The 17,770-nt window shown below is 63.1% G+C and carries 17 protein-coding genes; 10 read left to right on the forward strand and 7 right to left on the reverse strand.

The genetic code is table 11. From position 1 onward, the window contains the following. Window positions 1-75: 75 nt before the first annotated feature. The 5 genes from ACU0FH_RS15270 to ACU0FH_RS15290 all read left to right on the forward strand — a co-directional run bounded on the left by ACU0FH_RS15270 (window position 76) and on the right by ACU0FH_RS15290 (window position 5,873). Window positions 76-1,236 carry an efflux RND transporter periplasmic adaptor subunit gene (locus tag ACU0FH_RS15270; RefSeq protein ID WP_446195502.1) on the forward strand — a complete coding sequence of 387 codons (1,161 nt, stop codon included), beginning with the start codon at window positions 76-78 and terminating at the stop codon, window positions 1,234-1,236. 25 nt (window positions 1,237-1,261) lie between these two features. Next, on the forward strand, window positions 1,262-4,405 hold the full coding sequence (locus ACU0FH_RS15275; protein WP_446195503.1) for an efflux RND transporter permease subunit: 3,144 nt from the start codon (window positions 1,262-1,264) through the stop codon (window positions 4,403-4,405). A 181-nt stretch (window positions 4,406-4,586) separates the two neighbouring features. After that, complete coding sequence (locus tag ACU0FH_RS15280; RefSeq protein WP_446195504.1) at window positions 4,587-4,718, forward strand: hypothetical protein; 132 nt, start codon at window positions 4,587-4,589, stop codon at window positions 4,716-4,718. 185 nt (window positions 4,719-4,903) lie between these two features. Beyond that, window positions 4,904-5,068, forward strand: coding sequence for a hypothetical protein (locus ACU0FH_RS15285; RefSeq protein WP_446195506.1), 165 nt, complete (start codon window positions 4,904-4,906; stop codon window positions 5,066-5,068). A 208-nt stretch (window positions 5,069-5,276) separates the two neighbouring features. Beyond that, entirely contained in the window at window positions 5,277-5,873 is a 597-nt protein-coding gene (locus ACU0FH_RS15290; protein ID WP_446195507.1) for a hypothetical protein, read from the forward strand. Window positions 5,874-6,018: 145 nt separating this feature from the next. Here ACU0FH_RS15290 and ACU0FH_RS15295 read toward each other — a convergent pair whose 3' ends face one another. Beyond that, a complete protein-coding gene (locus ACU0FH_RS15295; RefSeq protein WP_446195508.1) occupies window positions 6,019-6,588 on the reverse strand; it encodes a hemerythrin domain-containing protein in 570 nt (189 codons plus the stop codon). Window positions 6,589-6,723: 135 nt separating this feature from the next. Between ACU0FH_RS15295 and ACU0FH_RS15300 the strand changes: the two genes are divergently transcribed. Both ACU0FH_RS15300 and ACU0FH_RS15305 read left to right on the forward strand, forming a co-directional pair. After that, the gene (locus ACU0FH_RS15300) at window positions 6,724-7,551 is read left to right on the forward strand and encodes a 3-keto-5-aminohexanoate cleavage protein (protein ID WP_446195509.1); all 828 of its coding nucleotides are present in this window, start codon (window positions 6,724-6,726) and stop codon (window positions 7,549-7,551) included. Between the two features lie 88 nt (window positions 7,552-7,639). Then, window positions 7,640-8,728, forward strand: coding sequence for a CaiB/BaiF CoA transferase family protein (locus tag ACU0FH_RS15305; RefSeq protein WP_446195510.1), 1,089 nt, complete (start codon window positions 7,640-7,642; stop codon window positions 8,726-8,728). Window positions 8,729-8,778: 50 nt separating this feature from the next. Here ACU0FH_RS15305 and ACU0FH_RS15310 read toward each other — a convergent pair whose 3' ends face one another. The 4 genes from ACU0FH_RS15310 to ACU0FH_RS15325 form a co-directional block, all read right to left on the reverse strand. Beyond that, window positions 8,779-9,675, reverse strand: coding sequence for a hypothetical protein (locus ACU0FH_RS15310; protein WP_446195511.1), 897 nt, complete (start codon window positions 9,673-9,675; stop codon window positions 8,779-8,781). A gap of 143 nt (window positions 9,676-9,818) precedes the next feature. Next, window positions 9,819-10,895 carry a lipocalin-like domain-containing protein gene (locus ACU0FH_RS15315; RefSeq protein ID WP_446195512.1) on the reverse strand — a complete coding sequence of 359 codons (1,077 nt, stop codon included), beginning with the start codon at window positions 10,893-10,895 and terminating at the stop codon, window positions 9,819-9,821. Further along, window positions 10,885-13,284 carry an ABC transporter permease gene (locus ACU0FH_RS15320; protein ID WP_446195513.1) on the reverse strand — a complete coding sequence of 800 codons (2,400 nt, stop codon included), beginning with the start codon at window positions 13,282-13,284 and terminating at the stop codon, window positions 10,885-10,887. The genes ACU0FH_RS15315 and ACU0FH_RS15320 overlap by 11 nt, the downstream gene beginning before the upstream one ends. Further along, window positions 13,281-13,931, reverse strand: a complete 651-nt coding sequence (locus tag ACU0FH_RS15325) for an ABC transporter ATP-binding protein (RefSeq protein ID WP_446195515.1) — start codon at window positions 13,929-13,931, stop codon at window positions 13,281-13,283. Before ACU0FH_RS15325 ends, ACU0FH_RS15320 begins: the two co-directional genes overlap by 4 nt. Before the next feature lie 191 nt (window positions 13,932-14,122). On the opposite strand from ACU0FH_RS15325, the gene ACU0FH_RS15330 reads away from it, so the two are divergent. Continuing rightward, window positions 14,123-14,440, forward strand: coding sequence for a hypothetical protein (locus tag ACU0FH_RS15330; protein WP_446195516.1), 318 nt, complete (start codon window positions 14,123-14,125; stop codon window positions 14,438-14,440). On the opposite strand, the gene ACU0FH_RS15335 is transcribed toward ACU0FH_RS15330, so the two are convergent. Beyond that, a complete protein-coding gene (locus ACU0FH_RS15335; protein WP_446195517.1) occupies window positions 14,441-15,580 on the reverse strand; it encodes an acetoin utilization protein AcuC in 1,140 nt (379 codons plus the stop codon). A 109-nt stretch (window positions 15,581-15,689) separates the two neighbouring features. On the opposite strand from ACU0FH_RS15335, the gene ACU0FH_RS15340 reads away from it, so the two are divergent. Next, window positions 15,690-16,571, forward strand: coding sequence for a YihY/virulence factor BrkB family protein (locus ACU0FH_RS15340; protein ID WP_446195518.1), 882 nt, complete (start codon window positions 15,690-15,692; stop codon window positions 16,569-16,571). Between the two features lie 132 nt (window positions 16,572-16,703). Then, the gene (locus tag ACU0FH_RS15345) at window positions 16,704-16,883 is read left to right on the forward strand and encodes a hypothetical protein (RefSeq protein WP_238368959.1); all 180 of its coding nucleotides are present in this window, start codon (window positions 16,704-16,706) and stop codon (window positions 16,881-16,883) included. Between the two features lie 6 nt (window positions 16,884-16,889). On the opposite strand, the gene ACU0FH_RS15350 is transcribed toward ACU0FH_RS15345, so the two are convergent. Further along, window positions 16,890-17,591: an RlmE family RNA methyltransferase gene (locus tag ACU0FH_RS15350; protein ID WP_238368958.1), complete on the reverse strand. Its 702-nt coding sequence runs from the start codon at window positions 17,589-17,591 to the stop codon at window positions 16,890-16,892. Window positions 17,592-17,770: the final 179 nt, after the last annotated feature.

Raw genomic sequence — 17,770 nt, forward strand, 5'->3', positions numbered from 1 at the left:
AACAGTCCTTGACGTATATCTGGCGCGTCGCGCGGCGTCGTGCAGAAATTCTAATGTGACAAAGGCCAAGACCCCATGTCCCTGATCAGACAGATCCTGCTTTCGCTGGTGGTGATGGCGGCTGCCGTTGCGGCATGGATCGCCTTTGTGCCCTCGGCGGTGCCGGTGCTGGAACGGGCCGGGGTTTTCGATCTCTTGGGCATGGAGCCGCCAGCCCCGCCGGAAGAGGAAAGCGAGGGAGGTTGGGGGCAGGGTCCGTCGCTTGTCGTCGTGACCGAGGTGGTCATGCAACGCCAGAACAGCGACCTGCGCGCGATTGGCGATGGGCGGGCGCTGCGGTCGGTCACGCTGCGCTCGGAGGTGTCCGGGCGTATCCGTTCGGTGAACATCAGCTCGGGCGATTTCGTCGAAGAGGGGGAGATTGTCATCGAACTGGAAGATGACGCCGAGCAGATCGCGATGTCGCGCGCCCAGCTCTTGATGGCGAATGCCGAGCGCGAATACGAGCGGGTGAACACGCTGACGCAGGCGGGCGCGGTGACGGCGGTACGGGTGCAGGAGGCGGAGCTTGCGCTTCAGGATGCAGAACTCGCCCTGCGACAGGCCGAGTTCGATCTGGGCCAACGCAAGATCCACGCCCCGATTTCGGGCTGGGTCGGGATTGTTGATCTGGAACATGGCGAACGTATCACGGCCGAGGACAGCCTGGCGGTGCTGACCGACCGGTCGCGCATTCTGGTCGATTTCCGTCTGCCTGAACGGGTGGTCGATCTGGTTGAACCCGGGCAGCCGTTCTGGGCCGAGCCGCTGGCGCATCGCAATCGTCGGCTTGAAGGTCAGATCATTGCTATCGACAACGTGGTGGACCGGGCCTCGCGTACGATGCGGGTGCGAGGCGCGCTGGACAATAGCGATGACAGCCTGCGGGCGGGGATGGCGTTTTCCGTTTCGATGAGTTTCGAGGGCACGCCGGTGCCCGCGGTGCCGCCGCTGGCGGTGCAATGGTCGGCGAGCGGCGCGTTCGTCTGGGTGGTGCGCGAAGGCCGTAGCCAGCGGGTGCCGGTGACGATCCTGCAGCGCAACGAACAGACGGTGCTGGTCGATGCCGAGCTGGAAGCGGGCATGATGGTGATCGTCGAGGGGGTGCAGACCCTGAGGCCGAATGGCGAGGTCGAGATTTCCTCGCAGGTCATGGCGCAGCCGGAAGTTCCGGCGGTCCAGCCGGCAAAGCTGTGACATGAGCGTGGGGGGAGACGAAAGATTGGCCGACAAGGAGCCGGAGGAAGACCAGCCGAGCCTTGCCGAGCAGGCGGCGGCCGAGGCGGCGAAACCCGGTGGTATCGCGATTTTCGTGCGCCGTCCGATCCTTGCCTTTGTTTTGAACGCGTTGATCGTGATTGCCGGTCTTGCGGGGTTGTTCGCCGCCGAGATCCGGGAACTGCCCGATGTGGATCGCCCCGTCATCACCGTGACCACCATGTTCTCGGGCGCCTCGCCGGAAACCGTCGATCAGGAACTGACGGGTCGGATCGAGGGCGCGGTGGGCCGGGTGTCGGGCGTGCGCTCGATTTCATCGAATTCGCGCTATGGCCGCAGCCGGGTGACGCTGGAATTCGCCGATGACGTGGATCTGGACGTGGCGGCGACCGACGTGCGGGATGCCATCGGGCGGATCGTGAACGACCTGCCCGACAATGCGGACGATCCGCAGATCGTCAAGGCGGATGCCAATGGCCAGCCGGTGATGCGGATCGCGGTGACCTCGAACAGCCGGGCGCCGCAGGATCTGACGCTGATCGTGACGGACCGGATAGAGGATGAGCTGATCTCGCTGCCGGGGGTGGCGGATCTTCAAATCTATGGCGATACGGATGCGATTTTCCGCGTCGATATCGACCAGCTGGAACTGGCGAGCCGGGGCGTGACGCTGGCCGATCTGCGCCGTACCCTGTCGGATGTGGCGCTCGACGTGCCTGCGGGAGATCTCAAGGGCGACAGCCAGTCGATCAACGTGCGCACCACCGCGACGGTCATCACCCCCGAGGCTTTCGAGGCGCTGGAAATCGGCAATGACGTCACGATCGGCGATATTGCCCGCGTGACGCTGGGACCGGCACCGAACCAGACGATCATGCGCGCGAATGGCCAGTCGGGTATCGGCATCGGGGTGATCCGGCAGGCGACGTCGAACACGCTCGAAATCTCCGAGGCGGTGCGGGCGCGGGTGGCCGCTTTGAACGAGACGCTGCCCGAAGATGTCGATATCTTCGTGACCTCGGATGACGCGATATTCATTCAGGGCGCGATTGACGAGGTGATCAAGACGCTTGGGCTGGCGGTGGTGATCGTCGTCGCGGTGATCTTCCTTTTCCTGCGCGATTGGCGGGCGACGCTGATCCCGACCGTGACGCTGCCGGTGGCTTTGATCGGGACGGTGGCCGCGCTCTACCTTGTTGGGTTCTCGGTCAACGTGCTGACGCTGCTGGCGCTGGTGCTGGCGACGGGGATGGTGGTGGATGACGCCATCGTGGTGCTCGAAAATATCGTGCGTCACCGAAGTGCCGGAACCGGGCCGAGGGCGGCGGCGGTGATCGGTACGCGGCAGGTGTTCTTTGCGGTAGTGACGACGACGGCGACGCTTGCGGCGGTGTTTATCCCGCTGTCTTTCCTGCCGGGGCAGGCGGGCGGGCTGTTCCGCGAATTCGGCTTTACTCTGGCGATGGCGGTGATGCTGTCCTCGGTCGTGGCGCTGACGCTGGCGCCGATGATGGCAAGCCGGTTGCTGACCCGGAATTCGGACGGCGAAGGGCGCGGGCCGATGGTCTGGCTTGGCAATCGTCTGGCGGCGCTTTACGGGCGGCTCCTGCGCGCGGCGCTGGCCGCGCCGATGGTGGTGGTGGTGATCGCGGCGCTTTTCGCGGTTACGGCGATCTTTATGTTCGGCAGCATCAATCAGGAACTGACCCCGCGCGAAGACCGCGCCGTGGTACTGATGTCGGTACGCACGCCGGTGGGCGTGTCGCTGGAATATACCACGTCGAAAATGCGCGAGATCGAGGATTCGGTCGAGCCGCTGCGCCAGTCCGGCGAGATCACCAATGTATTTGCGATCACCGGCTATGGCGCGGATAATCAGGGTTTCATGGTGGCGACCCTTGCGAAATGGGACGAGCGCACCCGGCCACAGCAGGAGATTGCCGACGACATAGACGATGCCATCTCGGAGATCGTCGGGGTGCGTGTCTTTGTGATCCAGCCGAACTCGCTGGGCATTCGCGGTGCCGGGCGCGGGCTGACCTTTGCGCTGACGGGAACGGATTACGCCCAGCTTTCCGAGATCGGCGAAAGCATGGTGCAGAGCCTGCGCGACGATCCGCGTTTTGGCCGTGTGCAGCTTGGCTATGAAACCACCCAGCCGCAGTTATTTGTCGAGATCGACCGGGGGCTGGCTTCGGACCTTGGGATCGACATCAGCGGTCTGGGCGCGGCGCTGCGGGCGATGCTGGACGGCAGCGCGGTGGCGGATGTCTTCCTTGGCGATACGAGTTACGAGGTGCAGATGCTATCGACCTCGGACCCGATCAACGATCCGGGCGATCTTGAGAATGTCTTTGTGCAGGCGGCGGACGGGCAGATGGTGCCGATGGCGAGTTTCGTATCGCTGGAAGAACGGGCCGTCGCGCCGGAGCTGAACCGGGAAAGCAAGAACCGGTCGGTGGAGATTTCGGCCTCGCTCTCGCCCGAGCTGTCTCTTGGGCAGGCGATGACCGAGGTCGAGGAGCTTGCATCCGGGCTGATGTCGCCGGTCAACCGCATCGTGCCGCTGGGCGAGGCGGCGGCGCTCGAGGAAACCTCGTCGGGTCTGCTGCTGACCTTTGGCTTTGCCATTGCGGTGGTGCTGCTGGTGCTGTCGGCGCAGTTCGAAAGCTTTATCTCTGCCATCGTGGTGATGGCGACGGTGCCGCTGGGACTGGCCTGCGCGATATTCGCGCTGATCTTCGCGGGCCTGAGCCTGAACGTCTATTCGCAGATCGGGCTGGTCATGCTGATCGGGATCATGGCAAAGAACGGGATCCTGATCGTGGAATTCGCCAACCAGCTGCGCGATGACGGGGCCGAGCTGTTCGATGCGATTTATGACGCCTCGACGATCCGCCTGCGCCCGGTGATGATGACGATGACATCTACAGTGTTGGGGGGCGTGCCGCTGATCCTGTCGTCGGGCGCGGGGGCCGAGGCGCGCGAGGCGCTGGGATGGGTCGTGGTTGGCGGGCTGGGGCTGGCGACGGTGTCGACCCTGTTCCTGACGCCGGTGGCCTACCTGTTGCTGGCCCGGTTCAGCCAGCCCGGCACGGTCGAGGAACAACGGTTGCAGCGCGAGCTGACCGAGGCCGGGTCGATCTGATCCATTTCTGACGTTTTGCGAGGCCGGGCGCAAAAGCGTTCATCGGACTGGCTGTGCCTATACGCGGAAAACAACGCTGGGCTGGCCAAGAAGTAGTATCTTCGCACGGGGACTAAAGCCGGAGCGCCAACAGACGCTGCTTAGCTCGCAGGCATCGACATCTTTAGTATGGAATAACCCGATGCCTTTTGAATTTTCTGAAGTTTCCGGTGACGCCAAAGATCAGAACGCACGGCCTGAACAGCGACACAAAGACAAAGAAACCAAGACATTCGAAGAATCCCGGCTGAAGCTGCTGCTGATCCTCGAATGAATGGGCCCGGTTGAGGTTTGCCGATCACGATGAACTGGCAAATGCCAACGTTCATGGGCTGGTGATGCGCTTGCACGAATTCCGCAACGCATGCGACCCGGCAACGTGGCGCGAGTTGCTGACCGAAGCACAGCGCCATTCGCTGGGCGACTGTCATTTGCAAGACCCGTTCCCATGCTGGTCCTTTGACAAGCCGCGCGGATATTCCGGGGATAGCGTCTTGCTCAACCTGCCCCTCGGTCGAGCCGCGCATCGCGGAGAGCAGCCTGCCGGGGCAGGATGCGCAGGCCGAGGTGTTCTTTGGCCGGAATCGACACATCGTCTATGCCCGGATCACCCGCAAGAGCTGAGGCATCGGCGTTTCGGATCAAGGCTGTGGTTGCGGCCCTGATCGTTCCGATGCGGCGCCACCCAAAAAAATTCGAATTTTTTTGAACCGTTGCGCCGCGCCGTTCGACCTAGTCACAGAACCTGTCGTGACGCCGTTCGCGACGATCCATCAAAGCCCGATAGCGCGGCCCCGCGTGCGGCCGGACCCATAAAGGAAAGACAAGAACGATGCCCAAGATCGGAACCATCACCTATCCCGACAATCCCTTGGCGCTGCTCAAGGACCGCAATATCGGGCCGCTTTACAAGAAGCATCTGACCAGCGTGTTCAATTCGGACGAGGTCAATTTTCTGCAGGGCAAGTTCGACGTCAAGAAAATCTACAAGGTCTACATACAGAGTAATGCGCGCAAAGGGTTGAACCTGCCGTCGAAGATGACCGCCGATGCCAAGGCTCTGGCGGACGTCGGAGACTGGAAGCTCAAATCCTGGCAACCGCTTCTGGGGGACATCGAGGAACACATCATCAATGACCTCGAGTTGAACCATAATGCCAGCTTCTTTGACTCACCGGCTTTTCTGAAGCTGCACGCGCTGCTTCTCACCAACAAGGAAGCCAAGCGGATCGCCAAGGAAGTCGGCACCAAGGACATCAAGGCGGTCGACAACGCGATCCGCGCGCTGTGCCTGTCGGAAACCACCAAGGCGAACAAGATCCTGAAGGAATCCCAAGAGCGGGAGCGCGCCATGTGGGATATCAAAAGCGTAAAGGAAAAGCCTGCCAGTCTGCTTTCCAAGATCAAGAAAAAGCTTGGCATCAAGTAGGTCACGCCCGGGACGTCGCTCACGAAGTCAAAAGTTCCGGGAGACACGGTCGGGGTGATGTGGGAATATCCCCGGCTGTCGGTCGCCCTCTGTTCGGAATTGGAAGGGCCGGACAGGGGGTGGCCTTGTTATTCGCGGCCTCGCCTTAGCTGAGGCCTGCGGGTTTGAATTTCAGCAGTACCGGCACGACGAGTTCCTCTTCGTCCACAAGGTGACGGTCGAGCATCGGCGCCATGCGGTCGAGTTCCGTCTTGACCGCGCCGCTCTTGTCGCGAAAGGCGCTGCCTGTGCCGGGATCACCGAGCAATTGGTTGGCCGCATCGGCGAAACCGTGCAGAAGCGCGTCGATCTGGTGGTGATCCTTGTCGAGAATACCGAAACCGGAAGAGATCCGTGCGTCCTGTTTTTCAAGGACTGGAAAATAGTGCATGTCCTCGATCTGGTGATGGCCGTGCAGTTCATTTACGAAACCGCCGCCGAACCGGGCGAGCTTTTGCGCGTAGAAACCCGGCTCCATATTGCCGTCGAGCGCCTCTTGCACGTCCTTGTCCATCTGTTCGATCAGCGCGCGGAACATCTGGTGCCGGTCCAGCCAGAACCGGATCAGGGCCGAGAAATTCGGATCGGCCTCCCATGCTTCGCGGGGGTATTCCGCCAGCAGGACGCGAAGCGCGTCGGGCAGCGCGGTGCGGTGGGAAAGGTCGAGATCGCTCACATGTAGTCCTGTCTGTTGTCTGCGCCGGGGGCGGTATCGGTTTGGCTTCTGGCTATCAACCCGGGGGACGGGGTGAAAGTGGGCGCGGGTGAATTTGTGCTGACATATGCAGATCTTCCGCGATAAACAGGGCGCATGACAAAACCTTGCATCATTTGTGTCGCCATCACGGGCTCGCTGCCCACGAAAGAAAACAATCCGGCCGTGCCGATCAGTGTCGAGGAGCAGGTCGAAAGCACGCAGGCCGCGTTCGAGGCCGGGGCGACGATCTGTCATGCGCATGTGCGCAACGAGGATCAGACGCCGAGTTCCGACCCGGAGAAATTCGCGCGGCTCAAGGAAGGGCTGGAAAAGCACTGTCCCGGCATGGTGATCCAGTTCTCGACCGGGGGACGGTCGGGCGCGGGCAAGACGCGGGGCGGGATGCTGCCGCTGGCCCCCGACATGGCGTCGCTTTCGGTTGGGTCGAACAATTTCCCGACGCGGGTCTATGAGAATCCGCCCGATCTGGTGGACTGGCTGGCGAGCGAGATGATCACCTATGGCATCAAGCCCGAGGTCGAGGCGTTCGACCTGTCGCATATCCTCAAGGCGGCCGAAATGCATCGCAAGGGCCAGATCAAGGATACGCCTTACGTCCAGTTCGTGATGGGCGTGAAAAACGCCATGCCTGCGGATCGGGAAGTCTTTGATTACTATATTAAAACCGTGCATCGCCTGTTCGGCGAGGACGTTGCGTGGTGCGCGGCGGGGATCGGGCCGAACCAGATCGTGCTGAACGAATGGGCGATATCCTCGGGCGGGCATGCGCGCACCGGCATGGAGGACAACGTGCGGCTGGATCGCGATACGCTGGCCCCGTCGAACGCGGCGCTGGTCGAACGTGCTGCAGCGCTTTGCGAGAAATATGAACGCCCCGTGGCGGACTGGCAGACGACCCGGGCCATACTCGGGCTGAACTGACCGGGGTGTCAGCGGCGCCGCGATAGCATTTGCACCGCTTTGATTTCCCTGCAAGGTTCCTTTGAGGAGAGGCGCAGGGAGGACAGGCATGCTGAGCGGAATACGGATTGTCGAGGTCGAAGGCATCGGGCCGGGGCCCTTTGCGGGGATGATGCTGGCCGACATGGGGGCCGAGGTCATCAAGGTGCATCGCCCCGACGGCGCGCAGTCGCCGGGGGCCGCGGATCAGGCGATCGTGGACCGGGGCAAGCGGTCGATCGTGCTGGACCTCAAGGCGGAAAGCGACCGCGAGATTTTCCTCAAGCTGGTGGCAAGCGCCGACGGGCTGATCGAAGGATTCCGCGCCGGTGTGATGGAACGGCTGCGGCTGGGGCCCGAGGATTGCCACGCGGTTAATCCAGGCTTGGTCTACGGGCGCATGACGGGCTGGGGGCAGGAGGGTCCGCTGGCACAGGTGGCTGGGCATGATCTCAACTATATCTCGCTTGCCGGAGCCTTGTGGCATGCCTCGCTGCCGGGGCAGCCGCCGGTGACGACCCCGACGCTTGTGGGCGATATCGGGGGCGGGGCGATGTACCTTGTCGTCGGGCTGCTCGCGGGGCTGCTGAATGCGCGCTCGACCGGCGAGGGGACGGTTGTCGACGCGGCGATCTACGACGGGGCCGCCAATATGATGAACCTGCTGATGTCGCTGGCGCAGCACGGTCAGTTCGTGCCGGAACGGGGCAAGAGCCTGCTGGACGGGCCGCACTGGTCGCGCAGCTACCGGACCAAGGACGACAAGTTCATGTCGGTGCAGGCGCTGGAGCCGAAGTTCTACCAGATCATGCTGACCAAGCTCGGCCTGGAAAAGGACCAGGATTTTGCCCGCCAGTTCGACAAGGACCTGTGGCCTTACCTGACCTCGCAGATGGAGAGTATTTTCGCGAGCCGCACACGCGAGGAATGGGAGGTGCTGTTTGCCGGATCGGATGCCTGCGTCGCGCCTGTGCTTACGCCTCAGGAGGCGCACCACCACGCGATGAACAAGGCGCGCAAGACATGGGTCGAACGCGAGGGCGTGCTTCAGGCCGCGCCTGCGCCGCGATTCTCGGGGCAGAAAGAGTGGTCTCCCCCTGCCGCGCCGGTTCGCGGGGCCGATACCGAGGCGATCCTCGCGGAACTGTCGAAAAGCTGAGTCCGGTGAGTGGTGGTCTTTGGTCGTTCGGATATGCGGGACGCTTTGCCTTAATCGCGGGTCAGCATGATGATGTAGAACACATGTTCGAAATGCCGGGCGGCGGTGACGGTTGCTTTGAAGGTTCCGATCCGGTGATGCGCGAGATGGCGGCAGGTGCTGGCATGCGGCACGCCCGAGATCAGAATTTCCTCGGGAGAGGATTCAATCGTGAGATCGATGCCGGCGTATTGGAACAGGCTTCGGTCCCACGGCCCGTAGCGCCCGCTGTCCAGCGACTTGCGCGCTTCCTTGTTGGCAAAGCAGACGGTCATGTCGCCATCGACGACGAGAACCGGCACGGGCAGCACTTCGAGCCCCGGCTGGAGCAGGTTGGTGGGCGTGTTCAGCGCGATGAAGCCGTCGTTTTCACCATGCCGGTCGACCAGCGGAATGATGATGCGGCGGTTCTTTGAGACGAACGCCTGCTCAAAGCTTTGGTGGATCGACAGGAGCGGCGCGTTGCGCATGGCGATGGCTTCGTAGGTGGCGGTGAGAAAGATGCCGAGGAAACCGTCGAAATCGAGCGTATTCTGTTCGGCCGAGGTGGCGGGGACGCACCAAGTTTCCACCGCCGGGCCAAATTGCGAATAACGGTAGCCGGGGGTGCCGTCATTCTTGTCGAGCAGCATCAGCCATTCGTTCATCGACCCGTAGCGATCCATGGTCAGGAGATCGCGTCGGACAGAGCCGTCGGCTTGGGCAAACCCTTGGGTGATCTCCCAGAAATTGCGTTCAACCCGCAGGTCGGCTGACCTTGGGTCGACGTTCCACGAGAGGAACGGTGGAGGGACACCGTAGCTTTCAGCCAGCCGCGTAATGCCGGAAAAGTCATCCACGGCGACCTGTTTGGCGAGAATATGCGCCAATTGAATCGGGCACCCCAGTGTGACGTTTTCGTCGAGCATACATTGCTGCTTTCACAAGAGGGAATAAGTCTGATTGTCGGCGAAGATCCGTTAACAAGTGGTTAACGAAGCCCACGCCGGCAGCTGTTTGGCGGTTAATGGCTGATTGTGACGTGGCGTCACGGCATAGTTTATGCCGCTGGTCAGTAGCCGGTCATTTCGAGATAGCCGCGTCCCTGATGGCTTCCCGCGATGCCGACCGGCCCTTCCCAATAAGCGAAACGGGTGGCCATCCATGCCTGCGGGTTCAGAGCGTCGATAATGACGTCAAGGTCGCGTTCGGGGAGTTCGACACGCCATGTGGTTGGCACCTGCCGCCCGTCTATATCCGTGGTGGTCTGCGGCGTCAGCGTCAGTGCGCCGTCAGGGATGGGCTGCGCCGAGCCATCGGGGGCGATCCACGTGGCAGAGGTGAAGTCGCCTGCCTCGTCCCGAAGGCGGAATCCCATCATCCGCGCGCCGCTGTCAAAGGAGAGCGAGAGCCAGTCCCAACCGCTCTGTCCCGCCGAAAGCGGTTGGGACGACCATTCCCGGTCGAGCCAGCCGTTCCCGGTGACTTTGACGGGGCCATCCGGTGTGGTGAGGGTGCCGCTGACGGCGTAGGACGGCTGGGAATAGTAGTAGCTGGCGGTGCCTTCGCGCGATTTGACGGAATATCCGTCCTCTCCGTGCAGAACCAGCGGCGTGTCGGCGTTTAGCGTCAGGTCATAGGCAAAATCGATGCCACGCGCGGTGAGTCTGAGGTCATCGATTCCGTCGGGTGAGGTGGCGGTCATCTGCCAGTCGTCGATATGGGCGCTGAAGGGGGCGGCGGTGACACCCGCCTGACCGATGCCACCGCGGGCAAGCCGTTCGGCGACATGGTGGCTGTTTGCGCTGGTGAGGGCGGCATGGCCCATCCAGATCTGCGGCGTATCCCAGCCCTCACCACTTTCCGGGCGCAGGGCCGAGCGGAACAGCGTCCATTGAACGCCGTATTCGGTGCCTTCCGCGTCTTGGAGCGTTGCGGTCAGGTACCACCATTCGATACGGAACGCGGGGTGGGCCCCGTGATCGGCGGGAAAGTCGAGGGCGATGCCGGGCTGCGGCAGGGAAAACCCTTCGGCATCCGCGCCAAGACCGGCAAAGCCTTTTTCGGCGCTGCCGACAGTGTCGAGGCCTTGGGCGACAAGGCCGAGGGGCAGGAGGCAGAGCAGGAAGGCGGCGGTTCTAGCGTTCATCGGCAAAAATCCGGAGCAGGGCGGCAGGCGGCAGGCGGTGCAATCGGCGCGCGGGAATGGCGGCAGCGGCCGCCCCGGCCAGCAGGGCGAGAAGGAACAGCCAGAGCCAGTCGAGAGGAAACAGATGCATGGGCAGGCGCCAGCCAAAGGCCTGCACGTTGATTACGGCCAGCAGCACCCAGGCGAGGATCAGCCCGAGCGGCAGGGCGAGGAGTGCCGTTAACCCGGCCAGCGCGACGCTGCGCAACACTTCGAGCCGGGCAAGACGCGCGCGGGTCATCCCCAGCGCCCAGACCGGGGCGAGATGCGGCAGGCGCTTGTTCCAGAGCGTCAGCAGGCTTGTGAGGATGGCGAAACTGGCGACGCCAAGGGTCAGCACGTTGAGCGCTGCGGTCACGACAAAGGTTTTCTCGAAGATATCCAGCGAGAGCGACTTGACCGCCGCCTGATCGGTGATCGCGCCGTCGGGCAGATCGAAGGTTGCCCGCAAGTCTTGGGCGAGGGCGTCGGCCCTGTCCGGGGCGATGCGGATGCCGAAACGGCGGTTTTCGATATCCGGGTAGCGGTCGAGCAGGGGGGCGAGACCGGCGATGGCCTCGGGCGCCGGGTTGCCGTAGTCGGAATAGACGCCGCCGACCTCGATTTGCCAGTTGCCGAGGTCGATGGTGTCGCCGGGCCAGATATCGGCGCTGCGGGCGAGCTGTTCGTTGATGATAACCGTCTCGCCGCGTGCAAGACGGTCCCAGAGATCGGGTGTTTGTGCGACCAGCGGCCAGTGATCGCGGTAGGTTGCGTGATCAGCCACCCCGTAAAGCTGGGCGGGTTGACCGGCGAGCGTGATCTCGGCGGCGCGGATCGGCAGGACGGCATCGGCGCGGGGGGCGAGCCATTCGGCAATGGCCGTGCCTTGGGCATCGTCCCGTGCGGTGAGGTAGAGTTCCGACATCAGCCGCTGATCGAGCCAGCCGGTAAAGGTGAGCCGGAAGCTCGAAACCATCGTGCCGACGCCGATATTGGTGGCCAGCGCCAGCAAGAGCGCCATCAAAGCGAGGGACAGGCCCGGAAGCTGGGCGTGCAGGTCGGCCCAGATCCAGACGCTCGCCGGGGCGCGGCTTGTGCGCGACAGCAGGGCAAGCGCGGTGTTCAACAGGATCGGCAGGGTCAGCGCGGCCCCCATGAGCAGACCGGCAAGCAAGGCAAAACCGCCGATCAGACCGGGCAAAAGGAAGGCCGCAAGCACGCCGGCGACGACGAGGGCGATGCCGCTGAGCGCCATGATCCGCGCGCTTTTCTGCGCGGCATCCGCCCAGCCGACGAGCCCCGCGCTGGCCAAGAGCGGCATGTGGGTGAGCCGCCAAACCCCTTGGGCACCTGCAATGGCGGTGCCGAGCAAAGCCATGCCAAGGCCGCTGGCGACCCAGAGCGGGCGCAGAGTGAGGCCGCCCGCCACCGGTGCGCCATAGAGACCCCGCAGGGTTGCGGCCACATCCGGCAAAAGCGCCGCCGCGATCAGGTAGCCGAGGACCAGACCAAGCGTTCCGGCGACCAGCGCAAGGGCAAGGAGTTCCCCCATCACCAGCGCCGTGAGGTTGCGCCGGGGCAGGCCGAGTGCGCGCAGGGTGCGCATCAGCGGGCGGCGTTGCTCAAAGGCGAGACCGACGGTGCCATTTACGATGAACAGCCCGACCGCAAAGGACAGCAAGCCAAAGGCAGTGAGATTCAGGTGGAAACTGTCGGTAAGCTGCGCCGCATCGGCCTGATTGCTGGGGGGCTGGCGGGTCAGGCCCGGTGCGATCTCTTGCAAGGAGGGCAGGCCCATTGGCTGATCGGGCAGGATCAGCAGGTAGGAGAGTTCACGGGGGCGGTTCAAAAGGCGCGCGGCGGTGGCGATATCGGTGAAGGCGGTGCCGGGGGGTAGATCGGGGGCGAGGACCGGCGGCGGCAGATCGGCATCCTCGGGGAGGTCGTCCCGGGTCTCGGCCGAGGCGAGCAGCCGTCCCGGCGGGGTCAGGATTTCATCCGGGGCAATTTCCCTGCCGCCGGTAGAGGGGATTACCGGGTAGCTCAGCACATCGACGCCGATCAGGCGCAGCCTGGCGTCGCCAAGGCGCAGCCGCCCGGTCAGAACAGGCGAAAGCTGCCAGCCCGCACGGCGCAGTTCTGCGTAGGTTTCCAGAGGGATACGGCCCGAAGGTGATGTCAGCCGATCAAGCTGGTTGCCCGCAAGCTGGGCCGCGGCGCTGGCGTAGCTGGCGCGTGCCTGCCCGTTGATCGCCTGAACCGCCGACCAGAGCCCGGTTGCCAGCGACAGGCCAAGCACCAGAACCAGCAGTTGCAGCGGTTGGCGCCGCCAGTGCGACCAGAGGGCAAGGAAGGCGGTGCGGTTCATTGCAGGCGGCCAGCGCTCAGATGCAATTGACGGTCCATTTGTGCGGCAATGCGCGACGAATGGGTCACCATGAACAGGGCGGTGCCGCTGGCCCGGACCAGATCGAGCATCAGCGCCAGCACCGCGTCGCCAGTGGCCTCATCCAGATTGCCGGTGGGTTCATCCGCCAGCAAGAGATCGGGGCGAGGCGCGAGGGCGCGACCTATGGCGACGCGCTGCTGCTGGCCGCCCGAGAGATGTTCGGGGAACTTGTCCACCTGTGGCTCAAGCCCAAGCCGGTTGGTCAGTTCGCCCAGCCACGCGGCGTCAAATCGGTCGCCGAGCCGCGCGTGAAAGGCGAGGTTCTGGGCCACGGTCATCGAGGGGATCAGATTGAACTGCTGGAACACCATCGCGACACGGGTCCGGCGAAGGGCGGCGCGTCCCTTGTCATCGAGCTGCGAGTAGGGCTTTCCGGCCAGCGTGATCTCTCCGCGGTCGAACTGGTCCAGAGCCCCGGCAAGATGCAGGAGCGTGCTTTTGCCCGATCCGCTTTCGCCTGTCAGCGCCAGGGTTTCTCCCTTGGCGAGTGAGAGGGAAATATCGGAAAAGACGGGCTGTTTCGCCTTGGGGTAGGTTTTGGCGACATCAGAGATTTCAAGCAGCACAGGGCGCGGTCCTTGCGATTTTCCGCCGATGCTCTTGGGTCAAAGGCGGCCGGTTTCCCTCAAGATGGCGCAATTCAGGGAGCCGTCAAACCCTGCAACGGAGGAATGGCGACAATGCCGCATCTGCGGGCTTGGTTCGGGCAGCCGGGGGGCCTATGTTATGGGGAACGCAGCGAAACAGGGGTGCGGTGATGAAACGTCTTACGATTGGTCTGGTTCTGCTTGGCATGGCAGCCGTTCCGCAAGCCTACGCGGCTGGCGCCAATGATGCCTGCGAAAAGCGGGCGCGGCAGTTGAGCGGCTATTACGGCAACCGCATTCCCGAGTTCAATGTCGGCCCCTTTACGGCGCGGATCAGCGGATCGGTTGCGATCGGAGTCAGCCGCAGTTCCGGCGGCGCGCAGCCGCATGTGCCGCCCGGTGCGGGGCAGGCCGCGCGCGACCGTCGCGAGGCGGAACAGCGCAAGGATTACGAGCGTATCCTCGCGGATTGCCGGCTGGGGCGCTGATCAGACCTCGGCCAGCAGACGCGCGGCAAGCAGGCTGACCCTCTCGCGGATCACGTCGCGGATTCCACCGTTGTGCGGAACGTCCCGAAGCGTGGTAAACCAGTGCTCCGGCGGGGTTTTCCCGGCGCGGCGGTTCCAGCTTAGCCCGCGTTGAATCGCCTCTGCCCCGGGGGGCAGGCGGTCGGGTATGTCAAAACCGTTGAGCGTTGCCCAGACCCCGGTCCAGAGCCGCCCGACAGACCACGGGTTATACCCGCCCCCGCCCAGCACCAGCAGGCGCGGCGCCATGTCCTTCAGCGCCGCAACTGTTGCCCAATGAGCATTGTTCGACAGCGTCAGCCGTGACAGCGGATCTTCGGCCACCGCATCGGCCCCGCATTGCAGCACCACCGCATCCGGACGGTGACTGGCGGTAGCGGGCAGGATAAGCTCTTGGAGCGCCAGCGCGTATTCATCGTCGTTCAGCCCGGCGGGCAGGGGCAAGTTGAAGAAATTGCCGCAGCCCCGATCATGCAGGGCACCGGTGAATGGCCAGCGCTTTTCTTCGTGCAGGGAAATCAGCCGGACCTCGGGGGTATCGGGAAAGGCGACCTCGACCCCGTCGCAGTGATGCGCGTCAATATCGACATAGACGATGCGGCGCAGCCCCCGTGCCCGGAGCGCCATGATCGCCAGCACCGGGTCGTTGAAGAAACAGAACCCGTTGGCGCGGTCGGGCAGCCCGTGATGGGTGCCGCCCGCAGGGTGATAGACGCGATGACCGGCGGCGACCAGATCGGCGGCAAGCAAGGCGCCTCCCGCTGACGTGGCCGGACGGCGGAACATCTCGGGGTAGACCGGGTTCGACAGGGTGCCAAGCCCGTGGCGTTCACGGATCTCGGCGGTGACGCTCTGGCTGGCCTCGGCGGTCTGAAGCGCGGCGATGTAGGCAGGGGTGTGAAAGGCCATCAGACCTGCCGGACGGATGCGCGGGCTGGTGCGGTAGACGTCACGCGGGAGCCAACCGAGCGCCCGCGACAGGTCGATTACCGTCGTCACCCGGGGAATCGCCAGCGGATGCGCGCTGCCATAGGTCGAGCCGCGATAGATCTCGGCACCGAGAAAAAGCGTCGGCTGGCGGGGCTGAGAGATCGTGTCCATGGCACAATAGCTAGTTCAGGTGGCACCGGAAAACCATTGCGCGCGCGAAATCGCGCGGATCTTGCGGCTCTCAGTGGCAACATGCACCGTGTAGCACTAGAACCTGACTATGAACCTGCCGGAAAAACATCGCTGGATGACACCGCCCAAGGCGCTTTACAAGGCGATCCTCAGGTTCAACGACAATCATGGCTGGATCCTGTCGAGCCACGTGGCCATGTCGCTGATGCTGGCGCTGTTTCCCTTCATGCTCTTCGTGGTGGCGCTGGCCGGGGCGATGTCGCGGGACGTGAACATCGACGACCTGATCCAGTTGATCTTTGGCGTCTGGCCCGATGATATCGCCGCTCCGATCGTGGCGGAGATCCGGTCGGTTCTGGCGGGCGGCAGCGTCGGTCTGGTCACGGTAGGCGGAATCCTTGCGCTGTACTTCGCGTCCAACGGTGTCGATGCGGTACGGCTTGCGGTGAGCTATGCCTATCGCGAAAGCGACCCGCGCCCGTATTGGAAGACCCGGGGGCTCTGCCTGATCTTCGTGCTGGTCGGCGGCGCCATCGTTCTGGTCGGCCTGACGGTAAGTTTCGGTCTGCCAGCCTATTTCCGCTATGTCGCGCAGGAATTGCCCGATCCGATTGCCGATCTGGCCAGCTATTCGACGCTGAAATCGCTGATTACCCTGACGGTGCTGATCTTTTCGGTATCGGCCTGCCACATCTGGCTGCCGGGGCTGCACCACCGCTTTGGTCAAATCTGGCCCGGTGTCCTGCTGACCGTGGGGCTCTGGTATGCCGCGACTTGGGGGTTTTCGATCTATCTCGCGCATTTTGCGCGCTATAGTGCCACCTATGCAGGTCTCGCCGGGGCAATGGCGGCATTGATCTTTCTTTATCTAATTGCTGCCATCCTGATCCTCGGGGCCGAGTTCAATGGGGCCCTGATCCGGCGCCGGAACGGCCGCAAGAAACCGCGCCCCTTTTCGCCGCTTCCGTGATCTCATCCGATTTACCACAAATTTTGCTACAATGTTCACGGCAATGACCCGACTTGGCCACTGTTGATGCACAATTCGATCCTAGCTTCCCGGCGAACTGATCAACGATCTGAATTGGTAAAGGGACAGGAGATGAAACAAGCGTCAGGCCAGGAGCGTCATTCGAAGCTGTTCCAGCTCTTGCATCAGCAAAGCAATTCGGCGCTGACCGCCGTCCGGATCAGCGCGAAGGATCGCGCGCTGATGGATGAAAGCGATGCGGCCGCCTTTCGCGAGATCGCGATTTCGTCGTGGAACATGCCAGCGGACTAGATCAATCTATCCGCGAAACCCGGTTGCAACGACGAATTTTTCGGAACTGTCCGCCCGAGACGCGGGCGGTTTCACGTTGGCAACCTTGGTGAACTTCTGCTTCAGCAGCTTTTGTAAATCCCCTTCTGCGCCGCCTGCAAGAACCTTGGCGACAAAGGTGCCGTTCTCCTCCAGCACGTCAAAGGCGAAGTAAGCGGCCGCCTCGCAAAGCGCGATGATCCGCAGGTGATCCGTCTGCTTGTGCCCGGAAGAGGCCGCAGCCATGTCGGACATCACCACGTCGGCCTTGCCGTCAAGCCATGTCTTCACTTGTTCATCCGCGTCATCGGCCATGAAATCCAGCTGGTGTATCTCGGCCCCGGCAATTGGTTCGACCTCCTGCAGATCGACACCGACAATGCGCCCGACTGCCTTGCCGGATTTTTCACCCAAGGCATTGATCCGTTTGACGGCGACCTGAAGCCAGCCACCCGGCGCACAGCCCAGATCTACCACCCGCGCCCCCGGCACGAGAAAGCGGAACTTGTCGTCGAGCTCGAGAATCTTGTAGGCCGCGCGGCCGCGGTAGCCATCCGCCTGCGCGCGCCGCACATAGGGGTCGTTCAACTGCCGCTGTAACCAGCGCGTCGACGATAGCTTTCGTCCGCGCGCCGTCTTGACCTTGACCTTGAGATCGCGCTGTCCGCGCCCGGATGTGTTCTTGGCCATGTCAAATCTCTCCTAGATTTCAGAGTTATCCGTTCAGGTGCAGACGGGCAAGCCACGCGGAACAAATAGAGCGAGTCGAAAGCGGAAACCTTGGGATGCCTCCGGCGGGGATATTTTATGACCCAAAGAAGCAAGAGAATGGCCACCCTTCTTTGGGTTTCAAAATATCCCGGGGTAGG

This window comes from Heliomarina sp., assembly GCF_052826185.1.

Coding starts and splice junctions, on each gene's coding strand:
- ACU0FH_RS15270 (WP_446195502.1), top strand. CDS start 76: ATGTCCCTGATCAGACAGATCCTGCTTTCGCTGGTGGTGATGGCGGCT.
- ACU0FH_RS15280 (WP_446195504.1), top strand. CDS start 4,587: ATGCCTTTTGAATTTTCTGAAGTTTCCGGTGACGCCAAAGATCAGAAC.
- ACU0FH_RS15290 (WP_446195507.1), top strand. CDS start 5,277: ATGCCCAAGATCGGAACCATCACCTATCCCGACAATCCCTTGGCGCTG.
- ACU0FH_RS15300 (WP_446195509.1), top strand. CDS start 6,724: ATGACAAAACCTTGCATCATTTGTGTCGCCATCACGGGCTCGCTGCCC.
- ACU0FH_RS15305 (WP_446195510.1), top strand. CDS start 7,640: ATGCTGAGCGGAATACGGATTGTCGAGGTCGAAGGCATCGGGCCGGGG.
- ACU0FH_RS15310 (WP_446195511.1), bottom strand. CDS start 9,675: ATGCTCGACGAAAACGTCACACTGGGGTGCCCGATTCAATTGGCGCAT.
- ACU0FH_RS15315 (WP_446195512.1), bottom strand. CDS start 10,895: ATGAACGCTAGAACCGCCGCCTTCCTGCTCTGCCTCCTGCCCCTCGGC.
- ACU0FH_RS15320 (WP_446195513.1), bottom strand. CDS start 13,284: ATGAACCGCACCGCCTTCCTTGCCCTCTGGTCGCACTGGCGGCGCCAA.
- ACU0FH_RS15330 (WP_446195516.1), top strand. CDS start 14,123: ATGAAACGTCTTACGATTGGTCTGGTTCTGCTTGGCATGGCAGCCGTT.
- ACU0FH_RS15335 (WP_446195517.1), bottom strand. CDS start 15,580: ATGGACACGATCTCTCAGCCCCGCCAGCCGACGCTTTTTCTCGGTGCC.
- ACU0FH_RS15340 (WP_446195518.1), top strand. CDS start 15,690: ATGAACCTGCCGGAAAAACATCGCTGGATGACACCGCCCAAGGCGCTT.
- ACU0FH_RS15345 (WP_238368959.1), top strand. CDS start 16,704: ATGAAACAAGCGTCAGGCCAGGAGCGTCATTCGAAGCTGTTCCAGCTC.
- ACU0FH_RS15350 (WP_238368958.1), bottom strand. CDS start 17,591: ATGGCCAAGAACACATCCGGGCGCGGACAGCGCGATCTCAAGGTCAAG.